Genomic DNA, 12379 nt, shown 5'->3' on the forward strand with positions numbered 1-12379 from the left:
CGTATCCCGTCCGGTGATCTAACCTTCTGTGTTTGCATCGGCTTTTCCGAAAACCGCAATCTACTTTTCGGCCGATGCCTTAAACGTCGAACAGCACAGGCAGCGGATAGCCCGATTTCTGGATCGGCGTCTTGATGACGATGTAGCTGAAGTATTTCGAGATGCCGAGATTGCGATCGAGCAGCGTCTCGATCAGCGACTGGTAATGCGTCAGCCCGCGCGTGACGAACTTGACCAGATAGTCATAGCCGCCGCTGACCATATGGCATTCCACCACCTCGTCGACGCGACGCAAGCCAGTCTCGAAGCGGATGAAATATTCCTTCGTATGGTCCGCCAGCGTGATCTCGGTAAAGACCGTGATCGTCTCACCAAGTTTCTGCAGATTGATCGTGGCTCCATATCCGGAAATGAAGCCGGCTTGTTCGAGCCGCTTCACCCGCAGCAGACAGGGGCTCGGAGACAAGCCGACCGCATCGGCCAGCGTGACATTCGTCACGCGGCCGTTGTTCTGGAGCTCAATCAGAATCTTCATGTCGATGCGATCGAGCCGCACGCCCGGTGTCACCACGAAAGCCTCACCCCAGCCCTCCCCGCGCAAACCCGAACGGCGAGCCACCACTCCGGTGGCGTGAAACTAAACACGTCGCTCTATCCGAGCAAAGCGAGGATCATGCCGGCTCAACCAGTTTCAACTCGGCTGTGACCTCAGGGAGCGCCAGCATGTCGTCCAGCGTCTGGCGCAGGCGCGCGACAATCAGATCGATTTCCGTCTCGCTGCAGCACAGAGGCGGAGCGAGCCCGATGATATCATCGGCGAAGGCGCGGAAGATCACGCCATTGGCATAGCCACGCGCAAAGAGATGGTCGGACAGCTTCGCCGCGCGCGAGAACTTCGCCTTGGTGACCTTGTCGGCAACGATCTCGACACCGGCGAGCAGGCCGCGCGCCCGGACTTCTCCGACCAGGGGATGGTCGGCAAGCGTAGCGAGGCGCTTCTCGAAATAGGCGCCGACGCGCTGGCCGTTGGCGAGGATGCCACCCTCGTCATAGAGGCGCAGCACCTCAAGCGCGACGGCGGCGCTGACGGGATGGCCCGAATAGGTATAGCCATGCCCGATCGGGCCGCCGGCGGGTGCGTTGTCGGCGATGGCGCGATAGACCTTCTCGCCGATGGCGAGCGCTCCGAGCGGGGCGTAACCCGAGGTCAGGCCCTTGGCCATGCTCATCATGTCCGGCACGACGCCCTCCGCCTCGCAGGCGAACATCGGGCCGGTTCGTCCAAAGCCGGTGATGACCTCGTCGGCGACGAAGAGGATGTCGAGTTCGACCGCAGCATCGCGCATCGCCTTCAGCCAGCCCTTCGGGGGAACGACGACACCGCCCGAACCCTGCACCGGCTCGCAGAAGAAGGCGGCAACGGTGTCAGCACCGAGTTCCTCGACCTTGGCCCGCAGCGTCGCGACGCTGGCTGCGATGACGGCGCCGTCGTCGGAGCCCGCCGGGTTACGATAGKGATAGGGCGAGGCGATGTAGTGCTGCCCCTCCGCCGGCAGGTCGAAATTGGCGTGGAACGCCGGCAGCGCCGTCACGCCGGCCCCCGTCGAGCTTGAGCCGTGATAGCCTCGCTCCAGCGAGATGATCTGCTTCTTCGCCGGTCGTCCGGTGACGTTGTAGTAGTAGCGGATCAGACGCAGCGCGCTGTCGACGGCATCGGAACCGCCGAGAGAGAAATAGATGTGGTTGAGATCGCCGGGAGTGATCTCGGCCAGCTTGGCGGCCAGCCGGATCGCAGGTTCGCTGCCGAAGCCGAAATAGCCGGTCGCATAGGGCAGCTCGCGCATCTGCGCGGCAGCCGCCTCGACGATGCTGTCATGGCCATAGCCGACATTGACGCACCAGAGCCCCGCAAAGCCATCGATCAGTTCGTGACCATCGGCGTCCGTGATGAAGGCTCCGCGTGCCGACTTCAGGATGGTGACGCCGCGCTTCTCATGCCCCGCCCAGTTGGCGACAGGGTGGACCCAATGCATGCGGTCGAGTGCTTCGAGCGAGTTGACGGTCATGGAGACAGGCCTTGCTGGGGGATCTCTGGATCGAGAGGCGGATGACGGATCAGGCAGCGCCGGCCTGCGTATAGGCAGCAGGTTCGGACCTCAGTCGCGTAGCATGCGCCTGCTCGCGCAGGTAGCGGCCCGGCGTGACCCCGCATATGCTCTTGAAATGACGCGACAGGTGGCTCTGGTCGAAGAAGCCCGCCTCGGAGGCCGCCAGTGCCAAGGGCACGCCCTCGCGCAGCAATGACTTGGCGTAACGGATACGCCGGTGGCAGATGAAGCGATGCGGCGTGAGCCCGACCTGATGGCGAAACACCGTCACGAAACGGCAGACGCTCAGTCCGGCGAGAACCGCAATATCCTCAAGATAGACCGCGTCGGTGAAGTGCCGCTCGATATGGGCGAGAGCACGTTGGATACCGGGGCTGATGCGGCCCGAAAGCGCTGCACCGACATTGGAAACTGGCTCATGCATGGACTGGCTCTTCCCTGCTGACGGCCTGGCCGCCTTGCCAGAAGCCTAGGACCGGGCCGCCATGATGTCGGCTTCAGCGGAGGGGCCGACATGGTATCCCCTGCGCATTTCCGAGGCAGCGACAGCACATCATGCTTTCGGTGCTCTGAGAGGCGCCGCCGCTCAGGCTTGCTTCAGCCCGCCCATATGGAAACTCTTGGTCTCCAGATATTCCTCGATGCCGGTTGCGCCGCCTTCGCGCCCAATTCCGGACTGCTTGATGCCACCGAAGGGCGCAACCTCCATCGAGACGGAGCCGGTATTGAGCCCGACCATACCGAATTCGAGCCGCTCGCCGACGCGCCAGGCGCGATGCAGGTTCTCGGAGTAGAAATAGGCCGCCAGGCCATAGGGCGTGCCATTGGCGATCTCGATCGCCTCATCCTCATGCCTGAACCGGAACAGCGGCGCGACCGGGCCGAATGTCTCCTCGTTGGCAAGGCGCATCCGTGTATTCGCCCCCGTCAGCACGGTCGGCGCAATGAAACGGGCAGGATCGAAGCCAGCCTCACCGCCGACCACCCGTTTTGCGCCGAGCGCCAAGGCATCCTCGACATGAGCCCGGACCTTCTCGACAGCCGCGGCATTGATCAGCGGACCGATACTGACGCCATCCCTGCGACCACTGCCGACCTGCATTGCCGATACCGCTCTCGCAAGACGCTCCGCAAAGGCGTCATGAACGCCGTCCTGCACCAGGATGCGGTTGGCGCAGACGCAGGTCTGGCCGGCATTGCGGAACTTGCTGGCGATGGCCCCTGCAACGGCCATGTCGAGATCGGCATCGTCGAAGACGATGAACGGGGCATTGCCGCCAAGCTCGAGGCTGAGCCGCTTCAGCGTGTCGGAGGACTGGCGCATCAGCAGCGCACCGACCCGCGTCGAGCCCGTGAAGGAGAGTTTCCGCACCGCGGTGCTGCCGGTCAGCGTCTCGCCGATCGCATTGGGCAGGCCGGTAACGATGTTGATCACGCCCTTGGGGATACCGGCCCGCGCCGCCAGCATACCGAGCGCCAAAGCCGAAAAGGGTGTCAGCTCGGATGGCTTGACCACGACGGTACAGCCCGCCGCCAGTGCCGGCGCACATTTGCGGGTGATCATCGCATTGGGAAAATTCCACGGCGTGATCGCGGCAGAGACGCCAACCGGCTCCTTGAGCACAAGGATGCGCCGGTCGGTGGTCGGAGCCGGCACGATGCTGCCATAGATGCGTCGCGCCTCCTCGGCGAACCATTTGATGAAGCCAGCGCCATAGCGCACCTCGCCCTCGGCCTCCGCCAGCGGCTTGCCCTGTTCTGCGGTCATGATCAGGGCGAGATCACCGGCATGCGACAGCAGGAGATCGTGCCAGCGCTCCAGCAAGGCAGCACGCTCGGCTGCCGGGCGCGCGCGCCACGCCGGGAAGGCAGCTTCCGCGGCAGCGATGGCAGCCTGCGKCTCCGCKTCGCCGCAGGCCGGGATCGTACCGAGCTCTGAGCCGTCGGCGGGATCGCTCACCGCCAGCACCGCGCCCGACGCCGCCCCGACCCACTCGCCACCGATCAGCGCGCGCTGGACGAACAGGCTTGGATCCTTCAGCTGTTCCACGAGCATGGACTGATCTCCCCTCAATAGCCGCGCTTGCGGTCCACCAGGCCGAGCAGCGGTTCGCCGGCGCGATGACGTCTCAGATTGTCGAGCACGACGTCGACCGCCGTCTCCGGCTGGGTCATGCTGGCGATATGCGGGGTGATCAGCACGCGCGGGTCGCTCCACAGCACATGGCCGACGGGCAGCGGTTCGGGCACGGTAACATCCAGGACCGCTGCCGAGAGCTGGCCGCTGTCAAGCGCGGCGAGCAGAGCATCCTGGTCGAGATGGCCGCCACGTCCGGAACTCACCAGCCGCGCGCCCCGCGGCAGTTTTGCGAAGAGCTCGGCATTCAGCACGCCGCGCGTCTCTTCGGTCAGGGGCAGCAGGCAGGCCAGGATATCGGTGCGGCTGAGGAAATCGGTCATCCCGTCCGGGCCGGCATAACAGATTACGCCCTCGATCTCGCGGCGCGAGCGGCTCCACCCCGCGACCTGGAAGCCGAAACCTGCGAGCTTGCGACACGCGGCCTCCCCCAGCATGCCGAGCCCTAGAACGCCGACGCGACGGGTCGATGCCGGCCACACCCTGATCGGACGCCAGAGCTGGTCGCGCTGCTGGGCGATATACGGCACGAGGTCGCGATGCAGCGCCAGCACCGACATCGTGACATACTCGACCATGCCGTCGACGATGCCGGGTTCGACCATGCGCACGACCGGAAGCTCCGGCGGCAGCTTCGAAAAATCGAACTGGTCGACACCGGCCCCGACCGAGATCAGCAGTTCCAGATTTGGAAACTGCGCCATGATGTCGTCGGGTGGCATCCAGGCAGCGAGATAGCGGATGTCTGCGGGATCGCCGACATCCGGCCAGATGCGGAAGGCCAGATCCGGCGCCTTTGCCGCCAGAAGTCTGGCCCATTCGGCACCGCGCGCGGGATCGGATTTGTAAAGCAGCGCCATTGTGTCCGCCTGCTCCGACAGTCAGCCGAGTGCCTGGTTGGCCAAGGCGTAGAGGCGCATCGGCCCCGGTTGGTCTGGCATCTCGCCAAGCACCATCGACGTGACCAGCCCCGCAGGCTTCAGCCCACATTCCGTCAGCCAATCCCCTAGCCCTGAATCCGCCTGGATATCGACACGCAGGAACTGACCGCGCTGTTCATGCAGCCAATGCGCAATCAGGGTTTGAGCATCGTCGCGCTTCATGGCGACGACAGGTCCGATCACCAGGCCGCGACCGAAGCGGCGGAGGATGCTGAAGCCCACGGGCTGGCCGCTGCGCTCCAGCACGATGCACTCGCCGCAGGCGAGCAGCATCTCCAACATCGGTTTGCGCGCCAGCCCGGTGGCCTGCCGGTCGATCCGCTCCAGCATTTCCAGATCCGCTGGGCGACCAAGGCGCAGCGACATGCCAGCTTGCAGGACGGGCGCCGCGATCGCCGGCGCATCGCCCTGATGTTGCTGCACCCCACCGCAGGGAACGAAGCCGAGCTTCGCATAGAGCGGCTCCCCGGCGGCAGTGGCATTGAGCATCAGCGAGCGCCCCTGTGCCTGCTCGAACAGCGCCTGCATCAGCCGTTTGCCGATGCCCCCACCCTGATGGGCGGGCGAAACAATGATCATGCCGAGCGTGGCATGGCTCTCACCATAGGGCCACCACAGTGCCGTCGCGACGATCTCCTCGCCGAGCGTCGCGACGACGCCATGGCCGAGGCCGATCACCATCTTCCAATCGTCGGCGCGATGCGGCCAGTTCACGGCGCGCGACAGCGCATGGCAGGCCAGTGCGTCGGCCGTCGAGATCTCGCGCAGAAGCAGCGTCTCTTGAGGGGCGGTAGCGGACATCATCGGTTCCATGGTCAGAGGCATCGGCCGGACGGTCGCGGGCTTAGCCGCGGACCTCCTGCACGACGTAGAATTTGGCGACATGAACGCGGCTTTCCCATGCGCAGGGCGTCTCCTGGACAACGAAGACGCTGTCGCCTTGCTCGACACGTGTGACGCTGCCATCGGCCCCCGTGAGATCGACGCTGCCTGCGACCAGATGCATCAGCTCATTGACGCGATGCGGGCGCGAGATGCGGTGATAGGGCGTCGAATCCCAGGTGCCTGCCCGGAAGCGCGAGGCCTCGTCGGTAAAGGCGTTGAAGCTGCGGCATTGCGGCGTCGGGCCGATGAGCACCTCGACCGGCGGCGCCGCCGAGGGCGAGAGGGCGGCCTCAGCCAGAATTTCCTGCAATCCCGGCGCGGCCGAGGTCGCACCGGTCATGGCGCAGAAGACGAAGCGCGCACCGGGCATCGCTTCGATCCGCAACCCGGTGCCGCACGCGATCACGGCCCCGCGCCCGGGTGTCAACTCCAGGGCGGCCTTACCGGTCTCGGCAAGACGCAGCAGGCCGGCGACAACAACCAGGAATTCGGTGTGAGGAAATGAGACGCTTTCGCAAGTCCCCTCGAACGTGGCGCGGCCCGCGGCCATGGAATCGGGGCCGGTCCACGCAATCTCGCGGCCCGCGGCAAATGGGTCGGCCGCGCTTAGCCTCGTCGTGACGTGGCTGATGGCAGGCTGCGCGCCCTTGGCGCGGTCAAGCACTATGATTGCGGGCGATGTCATCTGTGGAGCCGTCCAGACGTTTCTTGCGACAGTTCCAGAGCTAAGGCCAAAGCCGCCATGGGGATTGGACCATCTTTCCGGGCGCCGGCTTCCGCCCGGTCCCGTATCGGCCGCACGCCCCCAGGGAATGGGAAGGTCGGCTTACACAAGCACAGCAGCAACCGCCCCACCCCGCGCCTGAACCGGATGGGGACGGCATGATCTGCTGAGCGCCTGTCATTGTTCGAGACAGCGCGGCCAAGCAAAAGGCCGCGGCATTCGCCGCGGCTGTCACGATTTCAAGGAGCCTTGCCGAACGCGAGCGGAGGCCGGATTTCCGGCCTCACGTGCTCAGGCGTGGGCAGGCGCAGCGTCGGGCGTATAGCCGGCCTGGGCGATGATCTCGCGAACCCGGGCAAGATCGGCACCTTCGACCGAGACGAGGCGAGCCTCCGGGTTGGCACTGACCTTGGCGCCGGGGATCGAGCTCTCGATGGCGCTCTTGATGGTGCCGGCGCAATGGCCGCAGGTCATGTCGTCGACACGAACGGAAACGCCGGAAACGGCAGCGGAAGCAATCTCGTGGTCCTGAGACTGGTGAGCTTGGCACATGGGAAATCTCTCCTGAAGGAATGAGCGCAAAATCAGTGTCGGTCCTTGCCATATGGCAAGGTCAAGCCCGGATTTTCTTCCCACGACAGGTCCGCGGCCGCTTGACACTCCCACTATGGGAAGCCGCACCGCATTGAGCGTTCGTCCAATCAAGGTGGCGCAGATGACGGTAATCAATCAGTCCGAAGTGCGGTCAGCGCGGAGGCCCCTGGTCGCGGTCGGGGGCATCACCTCCTCCAGGGCCGACCGCGTCGAGAAGGCGCAGCGCCTGCGCCGTTTCTCGCCGCCAATGGCCGGCGCTGCGGTGGCGCCGTTCGAGCCTCAGCAGGTGCCCGCTCGATGACCGCAAACCACACCGTCCACATCGCCAACCTCGCGACCGAAATCACCGTCGCGGCGGATATGACGATTCTGAAAGCGGCCCAGCTTGCCGGGTACGCCTATCCCTATGGCTGCCAGGTCGGGCGCTGCGGCGCCTGCAAGTCGAGGCTTCTCTCGGGCGAAGTCGAGCTGCTTCCCCACACGCCCTTCGCGCTCACCGCAGCAGACACGGAGCGCGGCTTCGTTCTCGCCTGCCGCGCCCAGCCGCGCAGCGATTGCGGCATCGCCTGGCTTGGCAGCGACACGGCCGGACATCCCCTGCGCGAGGTTTCGGGACGGGTCGTCTCGCTGCAACGCCCGACGCCGGATATCTCGATCCTGCGCGTCGAATTGGAGGGAGAGCCGCTCGCCTTCACGGCCGGCCAATATGCCGAACTGCATTTCGCAGGCTGCGCGCCGCGCAATTATTCGATGGCGAACGACCCGGACGAGCCGCTCCTCGAGTTCCACATCAGGCATGTCGCCAATGGTGTGACCAGCGGCCATGTCGCGAGCGGGTTGCAGGCGGGCGATCCCGTCCGGCTGCGTGGCCCGATGGGCACGGCGCATCTGCGCGCAAGGCGGACCGGGCCAATCCTCGCCGTGGCGGGCGGAACCGGGCTCGCCCCGATCCTGTCGATCCTGCACAGCGCTGCGCGTCTGCACCTGAAACAGCCGATTCGGCTCTACAATGCCGCGCGGGCTGAGCATGATCTCTATCAGGAGGCCACGATCGCTGACCTCGCCAACCGGCTCGCCGATTTTACCTATATCCCTGTCCTGAGCGACGGACCGCCGCTCGGTGCTCGCCTTGAAGCGCTTGCCGAACTCGAGGGCGTGACAGCCTATGTCGCCGGCTCGCCCCGCCTGGTTGATGACGCCGTCGCAGCCATGACGCGCCGCGGACTCGACCCGGCTCACGCCTATGCCGACGCCTTCTTCACGGCAGCGGACCAAGCATGCACAAACGGCACGGAGATCGCGGTCCGGGCGTGACGGCAAGACGAGGACAATCGGTGTGCGTGGACCGCCTCAGACGCCAAGCCTCGCTCAGTTCACCTGACGACGGTGCGCCTCATAGAGCGCGAGGCGCCTGCGCCGGCTCGGCGATTCCTCCCGGGCCGCAGCCGCGTGGCTGAAGGTCGGCACAGTCTCGGCAAAATGGCACGCGGCGCTGTGCCCCGCGCCGACGGCACGAAGGCTCGGCACGTCACTGCGGCAGCGCTCCTGCGCGAGGGGGCAGCGCGTATGGAATCGGCAGCCCGCTGGCGGATTGAGCGGGCTCGGGACATCGCCCCCCAGCACATTCCACGCCTCGCGCCGGGTCGGGTCCGGCTCCGGAGCCGCGGACAGCAGGGCCTGCGTGTAGGGATGGCGCGGATTACCGTAGAGGTCCTGCTTGCTCGCCAGTTCGACGACCTGCCCGAGATACATCACCGCCACGCGATCGGCCATGTGCTTCACGACGGCGAGGCCATGGGAGATGAACAGGTAGGCCAGGCCGAATTCCTTCTGAAGGTCCTTCAGCAGGTTTACGACCTGTGCCTGGATCGAAACGTCGAGAGCCGACACCGGCTCGTCGCAGACGATGAGCTTCGGAGACAGGGCCAGGGCCCGGGCAATGCCGATGCGCTGACGCTGGCCACCCGAGAACTCGTGCGGATAGCGCGCCGCATGATAGGGAGCGAGATCGACCCTCCGAAGCAGTTCCAGCACGCGCGCACGCCGCGAGGCCGCCGTGCCCTCGCCATGGACCAGCATGGGCTCGGAAATCAGCTCCTCCACCGTCATGCGCGGATTCAGGCTGGCATAGGGGTCCTGGAAGACGATCTGCATATTGCGACGCATGCTGCGCATGGCCGCTCGGTCGAGATGCGTGATGTCGCGACCTTCGAAGCGCACGCTTCCCGCCGTGGGCGCGATGAGCCGCATGGCAAGACGCGCGGTGGTCGACTTGCCGCAGCCGCTCTCACCGACGATCGCCAGGGTTTCGCCTGGATTGATCTGCAGGCTCACCCCGTCCACGGCACGGACCGCACCGACCTGCTTCTTCCGGATCAGGCCCTTGAAGACGGGGTAGTGCTTGGTCACGTCCTCAAGTTCGAGCAACGGTACCGTCATACGAACTCCTCCAGCGGGGCCTTCCGACAGGCGACGAGATGGGTCGGGCCGATTTCCCCGAGCACCGGCATCTCCGCGCGGCAGCCGTCATCCGCAAACGGACAGCGCGGATTGAAGCGGCAGCCTTGCGGCAACCGGAAGGGCGGAGGCACGACGCCGTCAATCGCGATGAGCCGCGCAACGTCCTGGTCCATGCGTGGCATCGAACCCATCAGGCCGATCGTGTAAGGGTGCTGCGGATCGTGGAACACGTCCTTGACCGAGGCCCGCTCGACCACCTTGCCGGCATACATGACGGCCACCTCATCGGCGACCTGAGCGACGACACCGAGGTCGTGGGTGATCAGGATCATCGACATGCCCGTCTCCTCCTGCAACTCGCGCAGGAGCCTGAGAATCTGGGCCTGGATGGTGACGTCCAGCGCCGTGGTCGGCTCGTCCGCGATCAGCAGGGCCGGCTTGCAGGTCAGCGCCATGGCGATCATGACCCGCTGGCGCATGCCGCCCGACAGCTGATGCGGATACTCGTCGAAGCGCCGCTCGGGCGATGGAATGCGCACCCTGCGCAGCGCCTCGATGGCCTCGTCACGCAGATCGCGGGCCGAGGCCTTGCGGTGCGCGCGCAAGGACTCGACGACCTGATACCCCACCGTGTGCACGGGGTTCAGGCTGGTCATCGGCTCCTGGAAGATCATGGCGATGCGGTTGCCACGAATGTCGCGCATCTCGCTCGGCGGCAGCTTCAGGAGGTCGCGCCCTTCGAACAGGATCTCGCCGCCGGCATTGCGTCCCGGAGGCGGCACGAGGCCCATGATCGACAGGGACAGCATGCTCTTGCCGCACCCGCTCTCCCCCACGATACCGAGCGTTTTGCCGCGCTCGAGCGAAAGCGAAATGCCGTCGACCGCCCGCACCGTCCCGTTCAGGGTCTGAAAGGCCGTCGTCAGGTTGCGCAGTTCGATGATCGGTGTGGCCGTGGCCGGGCTCATGAGCGGGCCCCGGAGGTCCTATGCCCGGCTTCGGGAAAGGTCAKGGGCGAGTAATCCGTCACCGGGCGGCCGGCCCAGTCATTCCTCGGAGCGGCCGCTTCGGTCCGCTTTTGGGCTTCGTGCAGGCGCCTCGCAGCGGCGGGGTAATCGATGGTGAGGACCTCGCCACCGCTCACGACGAGCCGGCCATCGACATAGACGCGATCGACCGCGCGCTCGGCCGCCGCGTAGATCAGGCTGCGAACGGGATCACGCCGCGGCTGCATCATGGGATGGGCAAGGTCGACGAGCACGAGGTCCGCCTTGCAGTCCACCGCGAGCCGGCCGATATCGCTGCGCCCCAGCGCACGGGCGCCAGCGACCGTCGCAGCCTCGAACAGGTCGGTCGTGCTGAGCGTGCGCGGGCTCTCCGCCATCAGGCGCGCGACATAGGCCGCATTGCGCATTTCCTCGAGCATGTTGTGGGGATAGGTGTCCGTACCCAGGCCGATATTCACGCCGGCCCGCCGATAGCGCCCGAAATCACGCAACGCGATGCCCCGCCGCATGAAGACGGTCGGACAATGGGCCACCGTCGTGCCGCTCTCGGCCAGGAGATCGAGATCGCGGCGACTGTGCCAGGCGTTGCGCGGGTAGTCGTCGAGGAAAATGGCATGACCGACGATGCTCGTGGAGCCGAGCACGTCGAGCTTCTCGAGCCACTGGATCGGCGAGACGCCATGCCGGCGCGTGATCTCATGGAACTCGACCGTCGACTGCGCCGCATGGATCTGCCAGCGCAGCCCGCGTCGGCCGGCCTCAGCATAGCTTTCCTTGATCAGCCCCTCGCTGCAGGTGTCGATCTGGGCGGGGCATACCATGCCGAACAGGCGGCCCGAGGGGTGGGCCTCGGCCTTGGCGATAACCTCAAAGGCCTGCGCCATGGCGTCGGCACCGGCCTTCTCGTCCCACTCGTATTCGACGACATAGCCATTGCGCGTATGCCAGCGGGCCGAGCGGAACATCGGAGCAAGGCAGACGCGCATGCCGCTCTGTCCCGCGAGGTCGAGCCAGTCCGGATGCGGCACCGACAGATCCGCAACCGTCGTCACGCCGGAGAGCAGCAGCTCGGAATAGGCGACGCGTACGCAATCCGGCACCGCCTCGGCATCCGGACGCAGGATCGGCATAAACTCGTAAAGCGAGGAATTGTAGAGCGCCGGCGAACCGAGCTCATCCAGAAAGCCCTTGTTGAGGGGTTCGCTGGACGGATGCGAGTGAATATTGACCAGGCCGGGCATGACCATTCGCCCCTGCCCGTCCACGGTCTCGTCCGCTGGGCCGTCATAGCGCTCGCCGACGAAAAGGATCTTGCCATCCTCGAAGGCGACATCCGCGCCGTAGAGATAGACGTGACCGGCAGCCTGGGCATCCCAGGCCACGACGACATCCGCATTCCTGATGACCGTGAGCGTCATGGCATCATCCGTAGAGAGAACAGAGAAGGCACCCGGGGCGAAGAACGCGCGAGAGAACCGTGCGGCCGACCGGAGCAGGAGATGCGGCGCGGGTCTCCCCCGCGC

At 65.7% G+C, this 12379-nt stretch carries 13 protein-coding genes; 2 read left to right on the forward strand and 11 right to left on the reverse strand.

All coding sequences use genetic code 11. From position 1 onward, the window contains the following. Positions 1-79: 79 nt before the first annotated feature. From AC1D34_RS02520 to AC1D34_RS02555, 8 genes are all read right to left on the reverse strand, one after another. Positions 80-556 (reverse strand): Lrp/AsnC family transcriptional regulator, encoded by a 477-nt coding sequence (locus AC1D34_RS02520; RefSeq protein WP_200878107.1) that lies wholly within the window; start codon positions 554-556, stop codon positions 80-82. A gap of 115 nt (positions 557-671) precedes the next feature. Next, positions 672-2066, reverse strand: a complete 1395-nt coding sequence (locus AC1D34_RS02525; RefSeq protein ID WP_476823412.1) for an aminotransferase class III-fold pyridoxal phosphate-dependent enzyme — start codon at positions 2064-2066, stop codon at positions 672-674. 49 nt (positions 2067-2115) lie between these two features. After that, a complete protein-coding gene (locus AC1D34_RS02530; protein ID WP_476823413.1) occupies positions 2116-2532 on the reverse strand; it encodes a helix-turn-helix domain-containing protein in 417 nt (138 codons plus the stop codon). Between the two features lie 162 nt (positions 2533-2694). Next, positions 2695-4164: an NAD-dependent succinate-semialdehyde dehydrogenase gene (locus AC1D34_RS02535; RefSeq protein WP_476823414.1), complete on the reverse strand. Its 1470-nt coding sequence runs from the start codon at positions 4162-4164 to the stop codon at positions 2695-2697. Positions 4165-4178: 14 nt separating this feature from the next. Next, on the reverse strand, positions 4179-5105 hold the full coding sequence (locus AC1D34_RS02540) for a 2-hydroxyacid dehydrogenase (protein ID WP_476768335.1): 927 nt from the start codon (positions 5103-5105) through the stop codon (positions 4179-4181). Between the two features lie 21 nt (positions 5106-5126). Beyond that, on the reverse strand, positions 5127-5987 hold the full coding sequence (locus AC1D34_RS02545; protein WP_476823415.1) for a GNAT family N-acetyltransferase: 861 nt from the start codon (positions 5985-5987) through the stop codon (positions 5127-5129). A gap of 43 nt (positions 5988-6030) precedes the next feature. After that, a complete protein-coding gene (locus AC1D34_RS02550) occupies positions 6031-6756 on the reverse strand; it encodes a cupin domain-containing protein (protein WP_441489753.1) in 726 nt (241 codons plus the stop codon). Positions 6757-7086: 330 nt separating this feature from the next. Then, on the reverse strand, positions 7087-7347 hold the full coding sequence (locus tag AC1D34_RS02555; RefSeq protein WP_441489752.1) for a heavy-metal-associated domain-containing protein: 261 nt from the start codon (positions 7345-7347) through the stop codon (positions 7087-7089). Between the two features lie 163 nt (positions 7348-7510). Between AC1D34_RS02555 and AC1D34_RS02560 the strand changes: the two genes are divergently transcribed. Both AC1D34_RS02560 and AC1D34_RS02565 read left to right on the forward strand, forming a co-directional pair. Continuing rightward, entirely contained in the window at positions 7511-7690 is a 180-nt protein-coding gene (locus AC1D34_RS02560) for a hypothetical protein (protein WP_476768336.1), read from the forward strand. Then, positions 7687-8703 (forward strand): 2Fe-2S iron-sulfur cluster-binding protein, encoded by a 1017-nt coding sequence (locus tag AC1D34_RS02565; protein ID WP_441505939.1) that lies wholly within the window; start codon positions 7687-7689, stop codon positions 8701-8703. Before AC1D34_RS02560 ends, AC1D34_RS02565 begins: the two co-directional genes overlap by 4 nt. Positions 8704-8757: 54 nt before the next feature. Here AC1D34_RS02565 and AC1D34_RS02570 read toward each other — a convergent pair whose 3' ends face one another. From AC1D34_RS02570 to AC1D34_RS02580, 3 genes are read right to left on the reverse strand one after another with little or no spacing between them, the layout of a single operon-like run. Then, on the reverse strand, positions 8758-9828 hold the full coding sequence (locus AC1D34_RS02570; RefSeq protein ID WP_476823416.1) for an ABC transporter ATP-binding protein: 1071 nt from the start codon (positions 9826-9828) through the stop codon (positions 8758-8760). Further along, positions 9825-10817: an ABC transporter ATP-binding protein gene (locus AC1D34_RS02575; protein WP_441489749.1), complete on the reverse strand. Its 993-nt coding sequence runs from the start codon at positions 10815-10817 to the stop codon at positions 9825-9827. The genes AC1D34_RS02570 and AC1D34_RS02575 overlap by 4 nt, the downstream gene beginning before the upstream one ends. Next, a complete protein-coding gene (locus tag AC1D34_RS02580) occupies positions 10814-12274 on the reverse strand; it encodes an amidohydrolase family protein (protein WP_476823417.1) in 1461 nt (486 codons plus the stop codon). Before AC1D34_RS02580 ends, AC1D34_RS02575 begins: the two co-directional genes overlap by 4 nt. Positions 12275-12379: the final 105 nt, after the last annotated feature.

It is taken from the genome of Allobosea sp. P1_A7, assembly GCF_056406775.1.

Coding starts and splice junctions, on each gene's coding strand:
- AC1D34_RS02530 (WP_476823413.1), bottom strand. CDS start 2,532: ATGCATGAGCCAGTTTCCAATGTCGGTGCAGCGCTTTCGGGCCGCATC.
- AC1D34_RS02545 (WP_476823415.1), bottom strand. CDS start 5,987: ATGTCCGCTACCGCCCCTCAAGAGACGCTGCTTCTGCGCGAGATCTCG.
- AC1D34_RS02560 (WP_476768336.1), top strand. CDS start 7,511: ATGACGGTAATCAATCAGTCCGAAGTGCGGTCAGCGCGGAGGCCCCTG.
- AC1D34_RS02575 (WP_441489749.1), bottom strand. CDS start 10,817: ATGAGCCCGGCCACGGCCACACCGATCATCGAACTGCGCAACCTGACG.
- AC1D34_RS02550 (WP_441489753.1), bottom strand. CDS start 6,756: ATGACATCGCCCGCAATCATAGTGCTTGACCGCGCCAAGGGCGCGCAG.
- AC1D34_RS02555 (WP_441489752.1), bottom strand. CDS start 7,347: ATGTGCCAAGCTCACCAGTCTCAGGACCACGAGATTGCTTCCGCTGCC.
- AC1D34_RS02540 (WP_476768335.1), bottom strand. CDS start 5,105: ATGGCGCTGCTTTACAAATCCGATCCCGCGCGCGGTGCCGAATGGGCC.
- AC1D34_RS02565 (WP_441505939.1), top strand. CDS start 7,687: ATGACCGCAAACCACACCGTCCACATCGCCAACCTCGCGACCGAAATC.
- AC1D34_RS02570 (WP_476823416.1), bottom strand. CDS start 9,828: ATGACGGTACCGTTGCTCGAACTTGAGGACGTGACCAAGCACTACCCC.